The sequence below is a fragment of the Aquimarina macrocephali JAMB N27 genome (assembly GCF_000520995.1).
In the GTDB taxonomy this organism is placed as follows: Bacteria; Bacteroidota; Bacteroidia; order Flavobacteriales; family Flavobacteriaceae; genus Aquimarina; species Aquimarina macrocephali.
This window is the reverse complement of the sequence record NZ_JACA01000126.1, coordinates 1-883: the sequence shown is the minus strand read 5'-3', so window position 1 is coordinate 883 and position 883 is coordinate 1. Positions and strand designations below refer to the sequence as shown.

General features: G+C 40.4%; 1 protein-coding gene. It reads left to right on the top strand.

Features of this window, described 5'->3' with window-relative positions; all coding sequences use genetic code 11:
• The coding region (locus Z054_RS29640; protein WP_035093915.1) for a beta-ketoacyl synthase N-terminal-like domain-containing protein at window positions 1-883 on the top strand (883 nt) is incomplete at both ends.

Genomic DNA, 883 nt, shown 5'->3' with positions numbered 1-883 from the left:
TATAGTTATTCGACTCTTCTGGCTCTTAGTGATCATATTAAGGATGAAATGAAACAACAGGGAGTACTTATAACAGACTCTACTGTTTCTACTGATATCTCAGAAAAGGTTTTTCAAAGTGCTATTCCAAAAACAGTTACAGGTAGACAACTTACCTCATGGCGTAAAGGTTCACAGGGAAGAGTTAATCAATCTACAAAACCTTCTTCTCGATCACAGTCTATTGCAGTTGTAGGTATGGCTGGTCAGTTTCCGGAAGCAGGTGATGTAGAGGTATTTTGGGAGAATATTGCTCAGGGAAAGAATTGTATTAGTGAGATTCCTAAAAAGCGTTGGGATATTGATAAGTATTATCAAAAAGGTGAGGCTGTTGCAGGTAAGACCTATAGCAAATGGATGGGCGCTTTGGAAGGATATGATCTTTTTGATCCCTTATTTTTTAACATCTCTCCTATTGAGGCAGAGAGTATGGATCCGCAGCAGCGATTGTTTTTAGAGGCTTGTTGGCATACGATAGAACATGCAGGATACAATCCACACGTGCTTTCGGGTAGTAAATGTGGAGTATATGTTGGATGTGCTTATGGAGACTACCAGATGTTATCAAGAGAAGAACAGTTAAGTGCACAAGGATTTACTGGTGGTTCTACTTCTATTCTGCCAGCACGTATTTCTTACTTTTTGAATTTACAAGGCCCTTGTATCTCTATCGATACAGCCTGTTCATCTTCATTGGTAGCTATTGCCAATGCCTGTGATGGTTTGGTGTCGGGTAGTATTGATTCTGCTCTGGCAGGTGGAATCAATGTTATGGCAGGTCCAGATATGCATATTAAAGCTGCTCAATCGGGCATGCTCTCTCCAGATGGTAAATGCCATACTT